Source organism: Corallococcus sp. 4LFB, assembly GCF_046520365.1.
GTDB lineage: Bacteria > Myxococcota > Myxococcia > Myxococcales > Myxococcaceae > Corallococcus > Corallococcus caeni.
The window spans coordinates 16,224-35,642 of record NZ_JBKGHJ010000026.1 but is presented as its reverse complement, the minus strand read 5'-3'; the positions used below and the strand labels follow the sequence as shown (position 1 = coordinate 35,642).

General features: G+C 68.9%; 17 protein-coding genes. 6 read left to right on the top strand and 11 right to left on the bottom strand.

All coding sequences use genetic code 11. From position 1 onward, the window contains the following. From ACLEQD_RS05145 to argC, 4 genes are all read left to right on the top strand, one after another. Window positions 1-1,185, top strand: a 1,185-nt coding sequence (locus ACLEQD_RS05145) for an argininosuccinate lyase (RefSeq protein ID WP_410382156.1), incomplete at its 5' end; no start/stop codon positions are given. 40 nt (window positions 1,186-1,225) lie between these two features. Beyond that, the gene (argG, locus tag ACLEQD_RS05140; RefSeq protein ID WP_410382154.1) at window positions 1,226-2,413 is read left to right on the top strand and encodes an argininosuccinate synthase; all 1,188 of its coding nucleotides are present in this window, start codon (window positions 1,226-1,228) and stop codon (window positions 2,411-2,413) included. Window positions 2,414-2,417: 4 nt separating this feature from the next. Then, window positions 2,418-3,479, top strand: a complete 1,062-nt coding sequence (locus ACLEQD_RS05135) for a hypothetical protein (RefSeq protein WP_410382152.1) — start codon at window positions 2,418-2,420, stop codon at window positions 3,477-3,479. Continuing rightward, entirely contained in the window at window positions 3,476-4,546 is a 1,071-nt protein-coding gene (gene argC / locus ACLEQD_RS05130; protein ID WP_410382151.1) for an N-acetyl-gamma-glutamyl-phosphate reductase, read from the top strand. The genes ACLEQD_RS05135 and argC overlap by 4 nt, the downstream gene beginning before the upstream one ends. A gap of 101 nt (window positions 4,547-4,647) precedes the next feature. Here the strand turns inward: argC and ACLEQD_RS05125 are convergent, their stop codons facing one another. The 8 genes from ACLEQD_RS05125 to ACLEQD_RS05090 form a co-directional block, all read right to left on the bottom strand. After that, window positions 4,648-5,334, bottom strand: a complete 687-nt coding sequence (locus ACLEQD_RS05125; protein ID WP_410382150.1) for a hypothetical protein — start codon at window positions 5,332-5,334, stop codon at window positions 4,648-4,650. Window positions 5,335-5,355: 21 nt separating this feature from the next. Beyond that, window positions 5,356-6,153, bottom strand: a complete 798-nt coding sequence (gene truA / locus ACLEQD_RS05120; protein ID WP_410382149.1) for a tRNA pseudouridine(38-40) synthase TruA — start codon at window positions 6,151-6,153, stop codon at window positions 5,356-5,358. Between the two features lie 26 nt (window positions 6,154-6,179). Then, window positions 6,180-7,400, bottom strand: a complete 1,221-nt coding sequence (locus ACLEQD_RS05115) for a serine/threonine protein kinase (protein ID WP_410382148.1) — start codon at window positions 7,398-7,400, stop codon at window positions 6,180-6,182. A 33-nt stretch (window positions 7,401-7,433) separates the two neighbouring features. Continuing rightward, complete coding sequence (locus ACLEQD_RS05110) at window positions 7,434-8,420, bottom strand: class I SAM-dependent rRNA methyltransferase (protein WP_410382147.1); 987 nt, start codon at window positions 8,418-8,420, stop codon at window positions 7,434-7,436. 14 nt (window positions 8,421-8,434) lie between these two features. Continuing rightward, the gene (locus ACLEQD_RS05105) at window positions 8,435-9,763 is read right to left on the bottom strand and encodes an amidohydrolase family protein (protein ID WP_410382146.1); all 1,329 of its coding nucleotides are present in this window, start codon (window positions 9,761-9,763) and stop codon (window positions 8,435-8,437) included. Between the two features lie 207 nt (window positions 9,764-9,970). Next, entirely contained in the window at window positions 9,971-10,075 is a 105-nt protein-coding gene (locus ACLEQD_RS05100) for an NUDIX domain-containing protein (protein ID WP_410382159.1), read from the bottom strand. Window positions 10,076-10,967: 892 nt separating this feature from the next. Next, complete coding sequence (locus ACLEQD_RS05095) at window positions 10,968-11,159, bottom strand: hypothetical protein (protein WP_410382145.1); 192 nt, start codon at window positions 11,157-11,159, stop codon at window positions 10,968-10,970. A 1,453-nt stretch (window positions 11,160-12,612) separates the two neighbouring features. Continuing rightward, window positions 12,613-13,431, bottom strand: a complete 819-nt coding sequence (locus ACLEQD_RS05090) for an RHS repeat domain-containing protein (protein ID WP_410382144.1) — start codon at window positions 13,429-13,431, stop codon at window positions 12,613-12,615. A gap of 359 nt (window positions 13,432-13,790) precedes the next feature. On the opposite strand from ACLEQD_RS05090, the gene ACLEQD_RS05085 reads away from it, so the two are divergent. After that, on the top strand, window positions 13,791-14,978 hold the full coding sequence (locus tag ACLEQD_RS05085; RefSeq protein WP_410382143.1) for a hypothetical protein: 1,188 nt from the start codon (window positions 13,791-13,793) through the stop codon (window positions 14,976-14,978). A gap of 85 nt (window positions 14,979-15,063) precedes the next feature. Here the strand turns inward: ACLEQD_RS05085 and ACLEQD_RS05080 are convergent, their stop codons facing one another. The 3 genes from ACLEQD_RS05080 to ACLEQD_RS05070 all read right to left on the bottom strand — a co-directional run bounded on the left by ACLEQD_RS05080 (window position 15,064) and on the right by ACLEQD_RS05070 (window position 18,353). Beyond that, window positions 15,064-15,330 (bottom strand): hypothetical protein, encoded by a 267-nt coding sequence (locus ACLEQD_RS05080; protein ID WP_120530620.1) that lies wholly within the window; start codon window positions 15,328-15,330, stop codon window positions 15,064-15,066. A 174-nt stretch (window positions 15,331-15,504) separates the two neighbouring features. After that, on the bottom strand, window positions 15,505-16,758 hold the full coding sequence (locus tag ACLEQD_RS05075) for a spermidine synthase (protein WP_410382157.1): 1,254 nt from the start codon (window positions 16,756-16,758) through the stop codon (window positions 15,505-15,507). Window positions 16,759-17,180: 422 nt separating this feature from the next. Then, window positions 17,181-18,353 carry a hypothetical protein gene (locus tag ACLEQD_RS05070; protein ID WP_410382142.1) on the bottom strand — a complete coding sequence of 391 codons (1,173 nt, stop codon included), beginning with the start codon at window positions 18,351-18,353 and terminating at the stop codon, window positions 17,181-17,183. A 160-nt stretch (window positions 18,354-18,513) separates the two neighbouring features. Between ACLEQD_RS05070 and ACLEQD_RS05065 the strand changes: the two genes are divergently transcribed. Then, window positions 18,514-19,401, top strand: coding sequence for a sensor histidine kinase (locus ACLEQD_RS05065; protein WP_410382141.1), 888 nt, complete (start codon window positions 18,514-18,516; stop codon window positions 19,399-19,401). Window positions 19,402-19,419 lie beyond the last annotated feature (18 nt).

Genomic DNA, 19,419 nt, shown 5'->3' with positions numbered 1-19,419 from the left:
GCCGCGAGTTCGCTCGTGGCCGCGCTGCACGCGCTGCACGACGAGGCGCGCGCGGGCCGCTTCACCATCCGCCCGGAGCAGGAGGACGGCCACACCGCGCTGGAGGCCGCGCTCGTGGAGCGCACCGGCGAGGCGGGCAAGCGCATCCACCTGGCGCGCTCGCGCAACGACCAGGTGCTGCTGGCCCTGCGCCTCTTCATGCGCGAGGAGCTGCTCGCGCTGGGCGCGCGCACGGCGGAGCTGGCGGGGACGTTCCTCGACTTCGCGCAAGCGCACGCGGACCTGCCCCTGCCCGGCTACACGCACCTGCGCCGCGCGATGCCGTCCACCTTCGGCCTGTGGGGCATGGCGTTCGCCGAAGGGATGCTGGAGGAGCTGGAGGCGCTGAAGGGCGTGTGGGGGCGGCTCGACCGCTGCCCGCTGGGCGCCGCCGCGGGCTTCGGCGTGCCGCTGCCCATCGACCGTGAATATGTCGCGCGGCTCCTCGGTTTCAGTCGAGTTCAACGCAGCCCCATCGACGCGCAGGACAGTCGGGGGCGGCATGAAGCGGCGCTGCTCACCTGGGCGTGCTCGGTGGCGGGCACTCTGGAGAAGTGGCTTTGGGACGTGCAGCTCTACAGCATGGACGAGTTCGGCTTCCTGGCCCTGCCGGATGCCTTCACGACCGGCTCGTCCATCATGCCGCAGAAGAAGAACCCGGACGTGGTGGAGCTGGCCCGGGGCCGCTGCCGCGAGCTGCGCGGCCTGGCGCATCAGGTGGAAGCGGTGGCCGGTGGGCTTCCCTCCAGCTACCACCGTGACTTCCAGCTGCTGAAGCGCCCCACCCTCCAGGCCCTCACCAGCGCGAAGGCGCTGCTGGAGGTGCTGTCGCGGCTGGTGCCCGCGCTGAAGGTGAACGCGGAGAAGGCCCGCGCGGCGTGCGACGACACGCTCTACGCCGCGCACCACGCCTACGCGCTCGTGGCCAAGGGCCAGCCCTTCCGCGACGCGTACCGGGAGGTGGGCCGTCAGTTGAACGACGGCAGCTTCCAGCCGGACCGCGGCGCGCTGACGGCCACCCACCTGGGGGGCGCCGGCAACCTGGGCCTCGCCACCGCGCGCGAGGAGCTGACCGACGCGCGCGACTGGCTCACGCGCACCCATGCACAGCAGGCCGAGGCCGCCTCCCGCGTCTGGGCCCCCTGAAAGCTTCCTCACCCCCTTTCGCAGCAACAGGAGTCCGAAGATGAGCAAGAAGTCCGTGGTGCTGGCGTTCTCAGGCGGCCTCGATACCGCCTTCTGCACGGTGTACCTGCGCGAGCAGGGCTGGGACGTCACCACCGTCACCGTGGACACGGGCGGCTTCCCGCCCGAGCAGCTGGAGCGCATCCAGGCCCTGTCCCAGAAGCTGGGCGCGGTGGCGCACCACACGGTGGACGCGCGCGACACCCTCTTCCAGGGCTACCTGCGCTTCCTCATCGCCGGCAACGTGCTGCGCGGCCAGCTCTACCCGCTGAGCGTCTCCGCCGAGCGCGCCTGCCAGGCCGTGGAAGCGGTGCGCATGGCGGAGAAGCTGGGCGTGCAGGCCGTGGCCCACGGCAGCACCGGCGCGGGGAATGATCAGATCCGCTTCGACGTGGCCTTCCGCACGCTCGCGCCGCAGCTGCAGCTCATCACCCCCATCCGCGACCTGGCGCTCTCCCGCCAGCAGGAGATCTCCTTCCTCGCGGAGCGCGGCTTCCACCTGCCGGCGAAGACGGGCACGTACTCCGTCAACGAGGGCATGTGGGGCACGTCCGTGGGCGGCCGCGAGACGCTGGACTCGTGGAGCACCCTGCCGGAGGCGGCCTTCCCCGGCGGCGAGATTCCGGCCGACCTGAAGCCGCTGCCGCTCGTCATCTCCTTCGACAAGGGCGTGCCGGTGGCGCTCGACGGCAGGGCGCTGTCGGCGGTGGACGTGGTGGAGAAGCTCAACGCGATGGGCCGGCCGTACGGCATTGGCCGGGGCGTGCACCTGGGCGACACCATCCTGGGCATCAAGGGCCGCGTGGGCTTCGAGGCGCCCGCGGCGCACCTGCTCATCGCGTCGCACCGCGAGCTGGAGAAGCTGGTGCTGTCGGGCAAGCAGCTCTTCTGGAAGGAGACGGTGGGCAACCTGTACGGGTCGCTGTTGCACGAGGGTCACTTCTTCGACCCGCTGGTGAAGGACCTGGAGGCGTTCCTCGCCTCCTCGCAGGACCGCGTGACGGGCGAGGTGAAGCTGGTGCTCACCCCGCGCGCCCACGTCGTGGAAGGCGTGCGTTCGCCGCACTCGCTGATGGACGCGAAGGTGGCGACGTACGGAGAGGCCAACGTGTTGTGGACGGGGACGGAAGCGGCGGGGTTCGCCAAGCTCTACGGCGTCGCGCAGATGCTCTCGCAGAAAGCGAAGTGACGACATGAAGATCCACGTCGACAAGGTGGGCAGTGTCACGCGCAACCTCCAGGTGGGGCGCACGGTGCACCTCACGGATGAAGTGCGGTGCGAGGAAGGCGCCGTCATCGCGGTGCGCATCCACGGGGAGAAGAGCGTCTACAACCAACTGGAGGACGTGAACGGCCGGCTCGTCACGCTCCACGCGGGCGACATCGTCGTGGGCGCGCTGGGCCACCGCAACGCCCTGCACGGCTACGAGGGCGTGGTGCCCGCGTCCGTCACGGTGGGCGACAGGCTCCACATCCTCAACATGGGCGGCGTCATCGGGAAGTGCACGTCGCACAACCCGGGCGTGGGGCCGCCGTTCGAGGCGGAGGTGCTGGGCCAGGTCCTCACCTTCCCGGAGTTCCAGTCGCGCGCGGGCCAGCACGCGCACATCTCCACCGGCGCGCTCAAGGGCACGGCGAGGGCGGTGACGTGCCCGGTGGTGTACGTGGTGGGCACCTGCATGAACGCGGGCAAGACGTACGCGGCCAGCGTCGTGGTGCGCAAGCTCTCCCAGGCGGGCTACCGCGTGGGCGGCGCGAAGCTCACCGGCGTGTCGCTGATGCGCGACACGCTGTCCATGCAGGACAGCGGCGCGGACGTGGTGATGGACTTCACCGACGCGGGCGTCGTGTGCACCGGGGCGCGCACGGCGTCCAAGGTGGCGCGCATCGTCTTCTCGGAGATGGCGGCCCAGGAGGTGGACGTCATCGTCGCGGAGACGGGCGACGGCATCATGGGCGAGTACGGCGTGCAGGCCATCCTGGCGGACCCGGAGCTCAAGGCGCTGGGCGGCGCGTTCATCCTGTGCGCGAACGACCCGGTGGGCGCGGCCGGCGGCGTGCGGCACCTGCGCGAGGTGTACGGCATCGAGATGGACATGGTGGCCGGGCCCGCCACGGACAACGCGGTGGGAGTGCGCTTCGTGGAGCAGGTGGTGGGGCTGCCCGCTCGCAACGCGCGCGCGGATCCGAACGCCCTGGGGAATCTCATCGTGGAGAAGCTCGCGCCCAAGCTGGGGGCGGGGAGGAAGTCATGACGTCGCCTGCGCACATCTACATCCTGGGGGCCTCCGGTTTCGGCGGAGGCGAGCTGCTGCGGCTGCTCGCGGGCCACCCCGGCAACGCCGGCATCCGCGTGGTGTCGCGGCACCACGCGGGCTCGCCCATCCACAAGGTGCACCCGCACCTGCGCGGGCTGGTGGACGGCCGCTTCGAGCCGGAGCCGGACTGGCGCTGGCTCGCGGACTCGCCGCGCCCGGTGGTGTTCAGCGCGCTGGGGCACGGGGACCTGGCGTCGCAGTTCGCCGGGCTGGAGAAGCAGTGGGCGGACGCGGGGATCGCGGACCGGATGCTGCTGGTGGACCTGTCGTCCGACTTCCGCCTGGACCACCCGGGCCGGTACGCGGGCGCCTACGGCCGGCCGCACCCGTCCCCGGACCTGCTGGGCACGTTCACCTACGGCCTCACGGAGTGGAAGCGTGAGCAGGTGAAGACCGCGAAGCGCATCGCCAACCCGGGCTGCTTCGCGACGGCGGTGCAGCTGGCGCTCCTGCCCATCGCGGCCACGCCGGGGCTGGGGCTGCTGGCGGTGTCGGGCGTCACGGGCTCGTCCGGCTCCGGTTCGCTGCCGGGCGAGGGCACGCACCACCCGACGCGCGCGCACGACTTCCGCGCGTACAAGCCGCTGGAGCACCAGCACGAGGCGGAGGTGGAGGTGATGCTGGTGGCGCACGGGGCGCAGCGGCACCGGCTGGCCTTCGTGCCGCACTCGGCGCCCATGGTGCGCGGCATCTTCGCCACGGTGCAGTTCGAGTGGCCGGAGCACGGCGGCGCGGTGGTGACGCAGTCGCTGACGGAGAAGTACCGCCGCTACTACGAGGGCTCGAAGTTCGTGCGCATCGTGGAGGGCACGCCGCGCGTGGCGGCCGTCACGGGCAGCAACTTCTGCGACATCTCCGTGGCGACGAAGGGCCGCTCCGTGGCGGTGATGGCGGCGCTGGACAACCTGGTGAAGGGCATGGCCGGGCAGGCGGTGCAGAACTTCAACGTGGCCCTCGGCTTCCCCGAGGACACCGGCCTGCGCCAGGCGGCCTGCTACCCGTAGGACGTTGAACGCAAGGCGGCTTCGGCATTGAGCCGGAGCCGCCTGGGTCGTCCGGGCGGCTCACGTCGAGCCCCGGGCGTCCCCCCGCCTCTCCCACGCGCTCAAGCCGCGGGCGTCTTCGGCACGTCGCCCGAGGGCGCGGTGCCCTCCTCCGCGCCGCGCGCTTCACTCGAAGGCACGGGCGTCGCGGCGGAATCCCCCCCGGACGGAGCCGGAGCTTCGGCGGCGGCGCCACCCTCGCGCTGCTCCAGTCGCGCGCCCCCGGCCTCAGCGGCCTTGAGGAACTCGTCGTACTCCGACTTGCGCGCCGTGGCCTTCTCCTGGGCGGCGGCGGAGCCCTTCTCCGCGGCCGCACGGCCCGCGCGGATGGCCCGGGCGCTCAGCAGGGTGCCGCCCACGAAGGCGACAATCCGCAGCCCCGACGCGAAGCTCCACCCCGTGGTGAGGCCCTCGAGGCCGTCGCGCACGAAGTTGAGCGCGACCACGAACACGCCCCCCGAGACCGCGGCCCCCACGGCCGTGCTCCACGTGCGCAGCGCGACGATGCGGGCCGCGCCGTAGCAGAGCGCCGGCAGCACCGCGAGCACCCACAGGTCCTCCAGCACCACCGCCACCGGGATGCGCAGGAAGTCGGAGGGCAGCGCGTTCACCCGCGAGTGCAGGCGCAGCACCAGCGACACGCTGAGCATGGCCCCCAGCACCAGCGACAGGAAGCCCAGTCCGACGATGAACTGGAAGCGGCGGACGCGGACGCGCAGGGGCTCGAGGACACCGGGTTTGGAGCTCACGGCCCAAAGCCTAGCGCACTCTCACCCTTCGTCCTCTTCCCCGACAGCCGCGTCCCCCAACGAGCGAGGAGGCGGGCCGTCGCCGTAGAAGACCTCCTCCAGCACCAGCCCCTGCGGCGGCGCGGTGGCCCCGGCCCGCTTGCGCTCGCGCGAGGCCAGGACTTCCGCCACCCAGGCCTCGGGGCGGCGGCCCTTGCCCACCTCCACCAGCGTGCCCACCAGGTTGCGCACCATGTGCTTGAGGAACGCGGTGCCCTCCACCACGACGGCCACGGTGTCGCCGGACGTGCCCTCCACGCGCACCTGCCGGATTTCGCGCACCGCGTGCTTCGCCTGGCAGTCGGCGGCGCGGAACGCGGAGAAGTCGTGCCGGCCCAGCAGCGCCTGCGACGCGCGGCGCATGGCCTCCACGTCCAGCGGGGCGAACAGCTCCCAGTGCGTCGCGCGCAAGAGCGGCGACCGCGTGCGCCGGTTGCTCAGCCGGTAGCGGTAGCGCTTGCCGCGCGACCAGCGGCGCGGGTCGAACTCCGCCGCCACCTCCTCCGCGGACACCACCGCGATGTCCGGAGGAAGGATGCCATTGAGCCCCATCGTGTAGGCCTTCATCGGCAGCACGCGCGGCGAGTCGAAGCAGGCCACCTGCCCCGTCGCGTGCACGCCCGCGTCGGTGCGGCCCGCGGAGGCCACGAACACGCGTTCCCCCAGGAGCTTCTGGAGCGCGTCCTGAAGCGTGGACTGGATGGACGGGCCATTGGGCTGCACCTGCCAGCCCACGTACCGGGTGCCTTCGTATTCGAGCGTCAGCTTCAGCCGGGGCATGGGTGCGGCAACCAAGGACACGCGGGTCAGCGCGTCTTCAGCCATCCCTCCAGCACATCCGCCGCGAGCTTCGCCAGGGACACGTTCGCCTTCCGGGCCTGGGCCTCCAGCTTCTCGTACAGCGCGGGGTCCAACGGCAGCGCGAGCAGGCGAGGCTCGGTGGCGGTGCCCTCGTCCAGGCGCATGGCCTCCGTGGGCGGGCCCTCCACCGACGCCACCACCTCCGCCAGCTCCAGCGCCACCTCCGACGTGGGCGCGGAGGACTGGCGCGTGGACAGCCGCTTCAGCTCCTGCGGACGCTCGTCCTCGAAGAGCTGCTTGACGAAGTTGGCCAGGTGCAGCGGCGTGGGCGTGAAGTCATACGCGTCCAGGAAGGCGTCCAGGTCGCGCTGCATGTCCAGCGCCGTCTGGTAGCGGCGCTCGCGGTCGCGGGCGAGCGCGCGCATCAGGATGGCCTCCACGCGCTCCGGCAAGTCTTCGCGGAAGTACGACGGCGCGTAGATTTTCGCCTCGGTGATGCTGCGCATGACGGCGACGTCGGAGTCGCCGGTGAAGAGCTTGAAGCCGGTGAGCCACTCGTAGAGGACGGTGCCCAGTGAGAAGATGTCGCTGCGGCAGTCCAGCGGCCGGCCCAGGCACTGCTCCGGGGAGAGGTAGCTGAGCTTGCCCTTGATCTCCCCCGAGCGCGTCTCCTCCACCTGGTTGGCGGCCTTGGCGATGCCGAAGTCGAGCACCTTCACCGAGCCGTCGAACGCGACGATGATGTTCTCCGGCGTCACGTCGCGGTGGACGATGTTGAGCGGGTTGCCGTAGCGGTCCTTCTTCGTGTGCGCGTAGTGCAGGCCCGCGCAGACGCAGGAGGCAATCTTCAGCGCGTACACCATGGGGAAGGGAATCCCCAGGGACTCGGCCTTGGGCACGACGCGGCGCATGTCGCGGCCGGACACGTACTCCATGGCGATGAAGTAGCTGTCGACGATCTTCCCCAGGTCGTGGATCTGCACGATGTTGGGGTGGTTGAGCTGGGCGGCCAGCCGCGCCTCGTTGAGGAACATCTTCACGAAGGCCGCGTGCTTGGACAGGTGCGGACGGATGCGCTTGATGACGATGGGCGTCTCGTCACCGCTGGCATCCATCTGGTGCGCGAGGAAGATCTCCGCCATGCCCCCCACGGCGATCCGGTCGATGAGCCGGTAGTTGCCGAAGCGGAACGCGTCGCGCGGGGGCGAGGAGGCGGCGGGAGCCATGGGAGCAATGTAGCCGCGCCCCGCCCGGAGGCGCTAACGAAGTTGGACGACGTGCACCTTGAGTGCCGGTTCCTCCCCCGGAGGTGTTGGAAAGTCGAGCCCCGAGGGACCGAGCGACCCCGCTGTCTTCCCACTCCTGGCAGCCCGCGTCACGCCCTCCAGCACCATCGTTTCGAAGCGGCGCGAAGGCAGTCCCGCCAGGTTGCAGCAGGCGACCAGGCGGCCCCTGGGAGCCACCACCTTCGCGGCGGCCTCGGCCAGCCGGGCGTAGTCGCGAGCGGCGGAGAAGCGCGTCGTCTTCGTGGTGGAGAACGACGGGGGGTCCGCGACCACGACGTCGAAGGACTCCCCCTTCTTCGCCAGCCGCCCGAGCCAATCGAAGACATCGCCAGCCACGTAGTCGTAGCGGTCCACGGATTGACCGTTGAGGCGCGCGTTTTCCTCGCCCCACTCGAGCACGCGGCGGCTGGCGTCCATGTTGAGCACGCGCTTCGCGCCCCCGGCGGTCGCGGCGACGCCGAAGGCGCAGGTGTACGCGAAGAGGTTGAGGACGGTGAGGCCGGAGGCCTGGTCCTGGAGCCACGCGCGCGTGTCGCGCATGTCCAGGTAGAGCCCCACGGAGAGGCCCTGTCCCGGGCGGATGTGGAAGGACAGGCCGTTCTCCTTCGCGACGAAGTCCTCCACGGGCTCACCGCGAGCGGCGGACTCCGGAGCCAGCGCGTCCTTCGCCACGTTGGCGAGCACGCGCGCCTCCCGGGGACGGCGCTTCAGGTAGACGCTGCGGGGCGTCCACGCGGAGACGGTGGCATCGAGCAGCGTGGCCTCTTCCGAGTCGGTCAGGTCGCGGTAGAGGCTGACCACGACGACGTCGCCAAAGACGTCCGCCGTCACTTCGGGCACGCCGTCCGCCGCGCCGTTCAGGAGGCGGAAGGCGGAGGTGGCTGGGTCTTCGAGCAGCGGACCCCGGCGTGCGCGGGAAGCGCGCAGCAGGTCCACGAGGCGGGGAGGCAGGGCACTCACGCGCCCCTTCTACCCTACGAACCCAGCCGTGCGCGGGACCAGACGCGGGCGAGCGCGGAGGCAGCGTCGCGAGCCAGGTCCACGTAGTCACTGCCGAGCAGTTGTCCCTCACGGACGCAGACGCGGCCATCGACGATGGTCCACGCCACGCGGGCGGCGGTGAGCTGGCCCAGGAGGAACGGCGAGTAGCCCGTCTCCGGGTCGGCGGCGGGGATGGCGTCGTAGACGACGAGGTCCGCGACGCTGCCCTCGTCCACCCCGCCCGAAGGCTTGCCGTACAGGCGGGTGCACAGCTCCGCGGGGCCGCTGACGAACAGGTGCGCCAGCGAGTCATCCAGGTCCGGCATGCGCCCGGAGCGCGCCAGGGACAGCATGCTGACGAGCGCCCCGCCGAGCTCCTCCTGGAGGGTGCCGTGGCCGCCGGTGCCCAGGCCCACGAGGTGGAGGCTGGACAGCGCGCCGTCGGCGGACTCGGCCGCGCGGTCCATGGAGCGGGTGGCGCGAGGCGTGAGGGCGATGAAGGTGCCGGAGGCGGCCAGCCGTTCGGCCTCGGAGCGCTCGACGGCGCGGGGGTAGCCGGCGATGGCGTGGGGGCCTAGGAGGCCCAGCGCATCCAGGCGGGGCACGACGCGGCGGCCATGCGTGGCGTAGGTGGTGGAGAGGTCGTCCTCGTTCTCCGCGAGGTGGAAGACGACGGAGGCGTTCAGCTCCTGGCGGTGTCCGGCGATGCGGGACAGGAGGGAGTCCTCGCAGGTGTAGGACGCATGGAAGCCCAGGGCACCACGGACGCGAGGGTGTTCGCGGTAGCGGCGGACGAAGTCGGCGTTGGCGTCGGCCTGGGAGTCGGCCACGGAGGCGCCATCCAGGCTGTGCGTGGAGTGGGACGCGACGAGGCGGATGCCAAGCGTGTCCGCGGCGCGGGCCTGGGCTTCCAGGCCGCCAGCGACGTCGGTAGGGCACGACAGGTGGTCGACGACGAGGGAGACGCCATCGAGCAGCGCGCGGGCAGCGGCGAAGCGGGTGAGGATCTCCACGTCCTCGGCGGTGAGGAGATTGGCCACGCCGCGCATGCGCTCCAGGCGCGAGCGGGGCTGGCGCAGGAGGAAGTCGCCATTGGGGGGCAGCAGCTGCCCGTTGACCAGGTGCGAGTGACAGTCCACGAGGCCGGGAGCGACGAGCCGGCCGCGACAAGCGACCTCCCAGTCACCCGGGAGCACGGGCACCTCGGCGTCCGGGGCGACGCGGCGGATCATGCCCTCTTCCACGACGACAGCCATGCCGTGGCGGACGCGACCGTCCGCACGGAACACGGCGCAGTTCTTCAGAAGCAGTCGGCCTTCCATGGACCTTCCCGTTTTAGCACGGGGTGGGTGGAGGATGAACCCCGTCCCCTACGGAGAGCCCCCGAGGGGCGGATCCATGCAGGGTTCCAGCCTCAATCCGAGGAGATGCAGCGCATCGTCACCGGATCGAAAACGGCATTCTGTCCTTGTCCGAAGTCGACCACCAGGAACGGAGGGGCGGTCCTTCTCAAGTGAATCCTCACGGGCTCAGGCTCCGTCTCGAAGCGGAAGGTGGCGGGCTGCAGCAGCCACCACGCTTTCGCCCGCGCGTACTCCTCCTCCGACAAGACACCATCCGCCCTGCTCGAGAATGCCCGGACCCGGGCCTCATTGTCCTGAAGCATGACCTTGAGGTGGCCCCATTCCCCCCAATGTCTACCAGCCACCTGCGTGAAAGCGGGCGACAGCGTGAGAAATGACAACAGGGTCAACGGAAGCGTCACCCATCGCCAGAACCGGACGATCTGATCAGACTCCTTCCGAGCGACGAAAAAGAACCCATGGCCCACAAGGAGGGCCAGCCATCCACAGATCGCGACCTCCGTGAGCAGGTCCACAGGTGGATCACCAGGGAAGGGGTGCGGATCCCCCCACAGGATCTCGCAAATCCCCAGAACATTCAGCACGGCCGCGATGCCCACCGACGGCACGAAGCCACACACCAATCCAATGATTCCCAACCGAGGGAGCCAGCGGGGAGACACGCTCATCCCTGAGTTCGGCGCTCGAAGCGCCGCCTCCACGCCCAGAGCGCGGCGATAGCGCTTGGCAATCAGTCCTCCTGCAGGCGGATTCCACCATCCGCGTTCACAGTGGCGACTCCTCGTACTCCGAGCAGCGGATTCACGTACGTGCCCGCTTCCATTTGGACCTTGCTGCCATCCGTGAACTCGAGGTCAACGGAAAGGTCCCCATCCGCGTTCGCCCGTCCCTGACAGACGACACGGCCATGAGCTGGAACCTTCTCAAAGACACACTCCTCACCAGGAATCCGGGCAGTCAAGACACGTAGCTCCCTTCCGGTTTCATTCACGAGGACGATTCGCGTTCTTCCCGACACAGCGACGGCAAGCACAGGAATCGCCATGAGGATCGACAAGCCTGCCGTGAGAGTCCACACCGTGGTCCTGTTGATGGCCCACCTCCCCTACCACCGGTCGTCAACAACACCTCCGGCAGTGTCTACACATGCAGTCATGGAGCATCAACGGTGGTAGATGGCGCCGCTGACCCAACTCACCGCGAAGGTGGCCAGGCCCAGCAACTGGAGACAGCTCCACAGCCGCTCGTCGGTGTCGTCGAAGGTCGAAGCGCGTAAGACACGAATCAGCCAGACGCGCCGCCCCAGATAGAGCACCGTGCAGGCCAGCCATACGGCCCAGAGAACCCAGAACACGGGTCCCCCCATGAGCGCTCGTCCCCAGGCCAATACGGCGTTGATGGCGACCATCGTGAAGCAGAACGCCGTCAGGCGCAGCCACTCCTTGTATGAACCAGGAGTCAGCGTTGCGATCTGTATCCTCCGTCTCCCGATCATCCTTCCCACCTCCGTCGGTGTGAACCATCCGTGGCAAAACCCTGGGGTCGGATCCCTGGCCTGAGCCCTCACTGGGAACGGGGGTGGGGCGAAAGGTGGAGGTTGTGCCAGAGGGGCATGTCTGAACGCACCTCCATCAGGAGACGCCTGGAGGGGTGCAAAAAGATCCCGGCCCATCGGTATAAAATCCCCCGCCGCACACCTCTCCGCTCGGGCATTCCGAAGTCTCTTCGCACGCCCGCTGACAGGTACCTGCTGACTCCGGTGTTGTCAGCGGCCAGAACATGCAATCCAGATCCTCCTCGCAGTCGGCATTACTCCTGCAGGCCCCTCCCTCTTGAACATGAACCGGGGCCATCTTGGAACCACGGCTACCAGCACAGGAAGAAAGGAGGATCAGCAGCACCAGCAAAGGCCTCCTCCCGCAGGCGTGAAACAGGATGGGTGCATCTGGCGTGTCCATCGGTTCAAGCTTTCTGTGCACTGGTCATTCTCGCTGCGGATGCAGCGCTGTTCATCCACGGCCGGCGGCAAAGCGGGTGACGACATCTTCCACGACAATGGCCATGCCCTGGCATGGCGGACGCGACCGTCCGCACAGAATACGGCGTGGCTCTTCAAAAGCAGGCGGCCTTCCATGGACATCCCCGTTTTAGCACGAGGTGGATTGCGGATGGCCGCTGTCCCCCTCCCTGGAGTTCCCGAAAGGCGACTTCATGAAGGGCATCGAATCACTTGCTCGCCCAGCAATTTCCGGTCGCAGCCTACGGTTCAGTGTCCATGTTAGGCACCAAGCGCCTTAAAAAATAAGGGCCACGCCGAGCCTGAACAAGACTCCAATTCATCGACTCATCGCAAACAGCAAACCAGCCAAGCCCAGGGATGCGCTCAGCATTCCAGACTAACGAATTAAGCCCAGACAGCGCAGGAGGAGAATCAGCCTCCAACCGGAACACCGGCACCCGAGGGTCCACCAAAAAAAAGAAATCCTTTCCAGACTGCCTTGAGTAATAAGTTTCCGCCTTCAGCCCCGTTGGAATCTGAACTCGACTCACCCAGGACGACACAGCCTCAAAAACATCGGTTTTCGCATGAAAACCAGGAAGAAACGCCCGCCACCAGTGCTCCCTTATCTCCTCAGAGGACGCAACACCCAGCGGCTTACTCCTCAGCACAACCACATCCAACCGCCTACCAATCTCTTTCGAAGCTGCAACCCAATCCACACGCGCCCCCTCTCTCTGGAGGGCCTTCACCCTCATCCACGCTCACTCCGCTCGAAAACCCAACATTGTCAGGCCGAGCAAGGCAATCAATACGCCTCACCAGGCTCAAATCCGACAGGAAGCAACCAATCGGCAGGATCCAGGAAGTCGCGCCATTCGCGCTCGGAAAAAGGCATAAGGACAATGATCGGAACCCACATTTTAATACCGCACCCAACCCACACGTGCCCATGCCCCCTGTTCGACCTCGCATGACAGTGATTACCCCGGGGGTCCCTATGAAACTCAACACCCCCACCTCCACACTCTGCAACGTCCTTACTTAGCGCCTTTGCCATGTTGTTACCTGTCAACATGTCTGGCACATCCCCTACGGCACGAGAATATGCCTCAACCTCTTCGACGGTTTCATGCCAAAGGAATTTTCGACGCACATTGGGAACCAATTCAAATATTTTAACAATTTCCTTACGCATCCTTCGAGCAAGAAATCGTCTCGACCCGAATCCCGTCTCATCCTGATAGATGAGCGGATTATCCAGCGCATACGAGTAGCTCGGAAGATTGACAGGCCACTCTGAAACCACCGGCTCTGGCTGCAGACACCTGCCTACTCCAGACTCGTAGTACCGGTTCCAGTTCTCGAAGAGATCTGTCTCCGCGTCGTAGTACTGCCCGGGGAAGCCAAGCGGAATCCAGAACGCCTGGGCTCCCGTCTGGTACCGCTGGTACTCGTACCCCTCGACGACTGCGCCCTGGTAGCTGGTCAAGCCACTGGCGTTCGAGGCAAAGCTCACGGCCAGATTGCCGTTGGACGGAGTCACCCAGGACGTGGTGACACGCCCCCGGCGCGCACCCGACTGGCTGTCGAGGACGCTGCTCGTGGCCTGGTCCACCAGTTGCACGAAATCTGCTCCCGGCTCCGTATCCACGACGTGGTAACGGGCACGCATCCGCACTTCAAGAACAGGCATGGAGGGGGCTGGGGTCACGACGCTGCGGCGCTCAGCAACCGGCCCTCCAGATACACAACCTCGAAAAGGCTGCACGGCCCAATACCTGGAAGCATGTCCACCACCACCGGTGGGTATCGTTGAAGGCCGGGGCCTGTGAATGAACCGGGGCAGATGAGCGACCTGTCGTCTCCGTGGCATCGGCTCAACCTCCGTCGGCACGAACCGCCCAAGGAGCGCGCCCCACCCCGCCTGGCAGGCAGGGTGGCTCGGGTTCTTGAGGCCAGGGGTCCCGGTATACTCCCAGTCCCATGACACCGCTGAGCCCCGGAGTCGCCACCGCCACGAAAGAGGACACGCCGGCCGAGCCCGGCACCCTGCGCTTTCGCCGCCTGTGGCTGTTCTCTCCCCGGGCCGACCTCGCCATCCTGGGCATCCCCCTGGCGTTGACCGTGGTGGCCGCCTTCGCCAGCACGTTCCTCGCCCCGGCCGCCGCGGACAACGCCCACCGGCTCCTGGGGTGGACGGCCCAGAACCTCCTGGGCAATGCCACACACGTCATCCTCACCTTCCTGCTCTTCGGCGTGCACCGCGACGTGCTGACCGCCGCCCCCAAGCAGCCGCGCACCATCCTGGCAGGTGCGCTGGCCATGCTTGCCGTGGGCGCGGCGCTGTTCTTCACCTTCTACGCCGACCGCTCCATCCACACCTTCGCCGTGGCCGTCATCTTCAACGTCTTCGGCATGCACCACACGCTGTCGCAACACCGGGGCCTGTGGTCCCTTCATGGCCTGCGCGGCGGCCAGGAGGGCCTGGCGCCGCCCTCCGCGCTCGAGCGCAAGCTCCAGCAGTTCTACGTCCCGCTGCTCCTCTCGGTCCTGCTCATCCGCATCTTCTTCGTCGCCGAGTCCGCCGCGCCCGGTGCCCCCGCCTACCTCGACGTGGGCCAGGGCGCCGTCCTGCCGTGGCAGACGCTGCCCCTGCTCATCGCCGTCTGGCTGGGCTACTTCCTCCTGCTCTTCCGCTCCGTGCTCCGCTCCGGCGCAGCCAGCGGCCCCAAGGTGCTCTACCTCCTGGGCATGGCCACCGCGACCGGCCTGGCGCTCGTGGCTCCGTCCTGGGGCTACGTGATGCTCCCAGGCATGCACGGCCTGGAGTACTACGTCCTCAGCGCCCGCATGCTGGAGCCGCGCGAAGGTGACGCCCCCCGCCTGAGCCAGAAGCTCATCTGGCCCGCCATGGTCGCGTCCATGCTTCCGCTGTTCGCCCTGGGCGTGGTGCACGGCTTCCTGCTGGATGGCCCCATGCGCGGCTCGCTGGGCATCGGCGGCGGCGCGCAGGCGCATCCCCTGCTCCGCGCGCTGACCTGCCTGGGCTTCGCGTGCGTGCTCGCGCACTACTTCGCGGACGCCTTCATCTTCCGCTTCCGCATCCCCTCCATCCGGCAGGTGATGCTGCGCCGCCTGGGCTTCGCCTCCGCCCCCCGCCCGGCGCCCTGAGCCGCGGGAGTTCCTGCCCCGCAAAAGAAAAATGGCAGGCCCTTCCAAGTGGAGGGACCTGCCATTTCCGCACAACCGAGCTGGCTCAGTTGTAGGTGTTGTTCTGGCCGAAGTTCTTCATCGTCTTCTTCTTCAGCGCGTCGGACGCCGTCTGGCCGTCGTTCGCCACGTTGTCCTCACCGGCCAGCGCCGCGGCGGAGGCGCCGAACAGCTTGCGGATGTTGTCGCCGAACAGCGTGATGACGCCGATGGCGGCGATCGCGATGAGGGCCACGATGATGATGTACTCGGTCATGCCCTGACCACGGTTCTTGCGGAACTGCTTCTTGGGGGCCTTCGCGATCGCGTTCATGGGAAGCTCCGGGGGTCGTTGCAGCGGTGGAGAGACACACCCTGCGGGAAGTCAGGGTCGATACAGACAGTACAACGGGCGGGCAAGCGCCTCCATCCGTCATCGGGAGGATGGGGGGCCGGATCAAGGAATATCGCGGGTCTGGACCCTCTCAAGGCCTGATCCACCCCTGTTTCAGGGCCCACCGGGCGCCGCCGTGGGCATGCCGGCCGTGCCCTCGCAGGAGGCCGGCGGCAGGGCCTCGCAGTAGGCCTTGAACGCCTTCTGCAGCTTCCTGTCCTCGGGGTGGCGCGCCGCCACCTCCCGGCCCACCGCCAGCGCCCCGTCCGCGTTCATGGGCGTCCACACCGTGCGCGCCGACCAGGTCCGGGCCGTCACCAGCTTGAGGTACTCCGTCACCAGCTCCGGTGAACGGCCTCCCCTGGCCACCTCCGGCTCCAGCAGCGACGCCGCCAGGGTCAGGTCCCCCTGCGCCAGCACCGCGCGGCCCAGCGCCAGCGCCGACGCGGGGTCCTCCGGCGCCAGCGACCGCCACAGCGCCGCCACGCCCCGGACCACCGGGTCCTTCTCCGAGTGGTAGCGCTCCACGTTGCGGTACAGCCCCGCGACCTGCTCGGCCGTGGGCGGGTGCTCCCGCAGGTACTGATGCAACAGCAGCCCCGGCCCGCTGTCCGGCGCCCGGCGCTCGTCCTTCACGCGCACGTCCAGGTTCGCCAGGAAGAAGGCCACCGGCGAGGCGTACTCCAGCAGGTTGTGGTCGTCCGTGTTGATGGGCCCCTCGCCCGCGAAGTCCTTCTGGCCGGCCTCCGTGTGCACCTGCTTGGACAGGAGGCCGAACAGGTCGTGGATCTCCACCCGCGCCAGGTCCGCCTTCACGTCCGGCCGGGCCATGCGCGCCGCCACCGCCGCCTCGTCGAACGACAGCGGCTTGCGGCTGGCCACCATCACCAGGTCCTCCGGCCCCAGCCACGTCGTGGCGTGCGGGAAGGTGTCGTGCAGCGTGCGCATCACCAGCCGCACCAGCTCGCGGTTGCTCTCGTAGGTGTGGATCCACTGCACCAGCACGCCGTCGTCCGTCAGGTGCTTGTCCACCAGCTGGAAGAAGTCGCGCGTGAAGAGGCCGGACACACCCGTCACCCAGGGGTTGGACGGCACGCTGACGATGAGGTCGTACTTGATGGGCGCCAGCGCCATGAACGTCTTCGCGTCGTCGATGTGCACGTGCGTGCGCGGATCATCCACCGCGTTGCGGTTGTCCGCCTTGAACAGGCGCGCCGCCTCGATGACGGCTGGCGAGATTTCGACCATGTCCAGGCGCTCCACCGGATGCGCCAGCACGCTGCCCGTGGTGATGGCCGCGCCGGAGCCGATGACCAGCACGTTCTTCGGGTCGCGCGGGTGCAGCAGCACGCCCAGGTGGCCCGCCATCACCTGCGTCTCGATGTCGCCTCCGTTCGTGGCGTCCGTCTTGCCGTTGATCTTCATGAAGCGGAGGTTCTCGCTCGCCAGGTCCCCCACCATCACCGTGGCGAAGGTATCGTCCGCGTAGAAGCGCGGGACGATGGTCCGCTCCGTGTCCTCCACCAGCTTCGCGTAGCTCTCCGGCGGCTTCTGGTACGCGCGCACCGCCGCGATGCTGGACAGCCGCTGCGGCCAGCCCTGCATGCTGCCCAGCACCACCGCCACCAGCACCGCCGCCACGCCCACCGGCGCCAGCGTCCGCCACATGGGCACCGTGGGCGCGCCCTCCCCTTCCTTCGGCGCGGACAGCGCGCGGAACGCCAGCCCCGCGGCGAGGAGGTTCGCCACCGCCCCCGCGATGAAGTTGCCCTGCATGCCCCAGAAGGGCATCAGCACCAGCCCGCCCAGCACGGAGCCGGAGATGGTGCCCACCGTGTTCCACAGGTACACGCCGCCCAGCTCGCGGCCCACCTCGGACACCTTCGCCGTGGCCACGCGGGCCGCCGCAGGGAACGCCGCGCCCATGATGAACGTGGGCACCAGCAGCACCACGCAGCAGAACGCGAAGGTGATGCCCTGGAAGATGGGCCACGTCTCCACCGCGCGCGTGAGCATCCACTCCGACCAGCGGAACAGGTGCGGCAGCCGCACGTACAGGGCAGCGCCACGCAGAGGCTCAACACCAGCCCCACCTGCGTCCAGCCATACAGCTTCAGCGAGTCCCCGCCCTCCTTGCGCGTCATCAGCCAGAAGCTGCCCAGGCCGATGCCCAGGATGAACGCCGTCAGGATGAGCGTGAAGGCATACGTGGACGCGCCCAGCACGATGGCCAGCAGGCGGATCCACGTCACCTGATACAGCATGGACGTGAAGCCAGACAGCATCACGCCGATGAGCGCCGCCCGCACCGCCCGCCGGGGATAGGCCACGTCCTCCGCGGCCGGGGCCGCCCCCACCACCACCGCCGGTGGGTGCTCCCGGGCCAGGGCCAGCGCCGCCAGCGCGAGGAACACGTTGAGCCCGGCGGCGATTTGAGCGGACGTGGACAGGCCCACCAGCGGCACCAGCCGCGTGCCCGCCACGTACACGCCCACCGCCGCGCCCAGGCTGTTGATGGCATACAGCCGCGCCAGCTCCCGGCGCACCCCCGCGAGGCTCGCCGCGAAGTGGCGCACCAGCGCCGGCAGCGTGCCGCCCATCAGCAGCGTGGGCACCACCAGCGACAGCGAGGACACGAGCAGGCGCGGCGCCACCCGCAGGCCCTCCGGCACGTGGGGCGCCAGGGCCAGCCACAGGTGCTCCAGCGCGCCCAGGACGTAGGGGAACGCCAGCGCGTACAGGCCCACGCCCAGCTCCAGCACCCCGTAGAGGGCCAGCGGGCTCTTCACCCGGTCCGCTGTCCGCCCGAAGACAAACGCCCCCAGCGCCAGGCCCCCCATGAACGTGGCCAGCACGACGGCGTGCGCCTGCCCGCTGTTACCCAGCACGTTCCCCAGGTATTTGGACCAGACCAGCTCATAGACGAGTGCCGTGGCCCCGGACAGGAACAGAAGGGCGGCCACAAGGTTCTTCGGAGGACGTGGGGTGCGGGTCATAGGGACAGCACTCGACGTTACCCGGTATGTTTCAGGTCCACCAATGAACGCCCAACTCCTGCAAGCCGCGCAGCTCGCCTGGTCCCCCCACCTCCGGGTCACACGTGCCGAGGGGGACTGCGCTCAGGTGCTGCGCCGCGACGCCAAGACGCTCGTGGGCACGTCCCTGCACACGGCGCTCGGCGTGTCCCAGGAGCGCGCCCGCGAACTGGACGCGCGCGCCAGGGAGGACCGCCGCGCGGTGGAGTTCGTCACCGTCTCCGCGGGCGGCCCCACCGGCAACCCGCCCGCGTCCCACCTGCGGCTGGTGCTGGGCATGGACGGCGAGGAGGCCGCCGCGGGGGTGCTCGACCTGGGCACCGTGCTGGAGGGCGCCCCGCCGGTGCAGATCTCCAAGCTGTCCTCGTCGCTCAGCCATGAGATCCGCAACCCGCTCTCCTCCGTGAAGATGGCGGTGCAGACGCTGGCCCGGAACACCGGCCTGTCGGACCGGGACAAGCGGCGGCTCACCATCGCCAACCGGGAAATCCGCACCATGGAGCGCATGCTGTGGCTGCTCTCCGAGTACGGCCGGGAGAGCGCCGCGAACCTGGACGCCCACGCCCTGCGCTCGGTCGTCCAGGAGGCGACCGCCATGGTGGCCCCGGAGTTGGCCGAGCGCCGCATCGAGGTGGAGGTGAAGGAAGAGGCGGACCTGCCCCGCGTGCGGGTGGATCCCAACCGGTTGAGGCCCGTGCTCGCTCAAGTCCTGCTCAACGTGGCCATGGGCCTGCCCGAGGAGGGCCGCGTCCAGGTGACGCTGCGCCAGCCCGACCCGGGCCACGTCAGCCTCATCCTGGATGATCCAGCGGCGGCCCTGCCCCCGGAGGAGCGGGGCACGCTGTTCGACCCCTTCGGCTCGCGGCTGGCGCGGGGCGCGGGGCTGTCCCTGGCCGCCCTGCGGCGGGTGATGACGGGGGTGGGGGCGACGTGGCGGCCCAGGGGAGTGCGGAGCCAGGGATGGTGTTCACGCTGACGTTCGCCGCCTGAGGAC

What these genes read in the sequence shown, in the direction of transcription:
- argG (WP_410382154.1), top strand. Translation starts at nt 1,226, where the DNA reads ATGAGCAAGAAGTCCGTGGTGCTGGCGTTCTCAGGCGGCCTCGATACC.
- ACLEQD_RS05135 (WP_410382152.1), top strand. Translation starts at nt 2,418, where the DNA reads ATGAAGATCCACGTCGACAAGGTGGGCAGTGTCACGCGCAACCTCCAG.
- argC (WP_410382151.1), top strand. Translation starts at nt 3,476, where the DNA reads ATGACGTCGCCTGCGCACATCTACATCCTGGGGGCCTCCGGTTTCGGC.
- truA (WP_410382149.1), bottom strand. Translation starts at nt 6,153, where the DNA reads ATGCCCCGGCTGAAGCTGACGCTCGAATACGAAGGCACCCGGTACGTG.
- ACLEQD_RS05115 (WP_410382148.1), bottom strand. Translation starts at nt 7,400, where the DNA reads ATGGCTCCCGCCGCCTCCTCGCCCCCGCGCGACGCGTTCCGCTTCGGC.
- ACLEQD_RS05105 (WP_410382146.1), bottom strand. Translation starts at nt 9,763, where the DNA reads ATGGAAGGCCGACTGCTTCTGAAGAACTGCGCCGTGTTCCGTGCGGAC.
- ACLEQD_RS05085 (WP_410382143.1), top strand. Translation starts at nt 13,791, where the DNA reads ATGACACCGCTGAGCCCCGGAGTCGCCACCGCCACGAAAGAGGACACG.
- ACLEQD_RS05080 (WP_120530620.1), bottom strand. Translation starts at nt 15,330, where the DNA reads ATGAACGCGATCGCGAAGGCCCCCAAGAAGCAGTTCCGCAAGAACCGT.
- ACLEQD_RS05075 (WP_410382157.1), bottom strand. Translation starts at nt 16,758, where the DNA reads ATGGCGGGCCACCTGGGCGTGCTGCTGCACCCGCGCGACCCGAAGAAC.